The 544-nt window shown below is 61.9% G+C and carries 1 protein-coding gene; it reads left to right on the top strand.

What is annotated here, in order from left to right; genetic code table 11:
- On the top strand, nucleotides 1-544 hold a 544-nt coding region (locus tag BK660_RS31740; protein WP_185045339.1), incomplete at both ends, for a dihydroxy-acid dehydratase domain-containing protein.

Genomic DNA, 544 nt, shown 5'->3' on the forward strand with positions numbered 1-544 from the left:
CACTCCGGCGATGTGCGACGGTGTCACCCAAGGCGAGCCGGGCATGGAACTGAGCCTGCCGAGCCGCGAAGTGATCGCCATGTCGACCGCTGTGGCGCTGTCGCACAACATGTTCGACGGCGCACTGATGCTCGGCATCTGCGACAAGATCGTCCCGGGCCTGATGATGGGTTCGCTGCGTTTCGGCCACCTGCCGACGATTTTCGTCCCGGGTGGGCCGATGGTCTCGGGGATTTCCAACAAGGAAAAAGCCGACGTGCGCCAGAAGTACGCCGAAGGCAAAGCCACCCGCGAAGAGCTGCTGGAATCGGAGATGAAGTCTTACCACAGCCCGGGCACCTGCACTTTCTACGGCACCGCCAACACCAACCAGTTGCTGATGGAAGTCATGGGCCTGCACTTGCCGGGTGCCTCTTTCGTCAACCCGAACACGCCGCTGCGTGATGCGCTGACCCGCGAAGCCGCGCATCAAGTGACGCGCCTGACCAAGCAGAACGGCAACTTCATGCCGATCGGCGAAATCGTCGACGAGAAATCGCTGGTC

Source organism: Pseudomonas brassicacearum (assembly GCF_003732265.1).
Classification (GTDB): domain Bacteria; phylum Pseudomonadota; class Gammaproteobacteria; order Pseudomonadales; family Pseudomonadaceae; genus Aquipseudomonas; species Aquipseudomonas brassicacearum_D.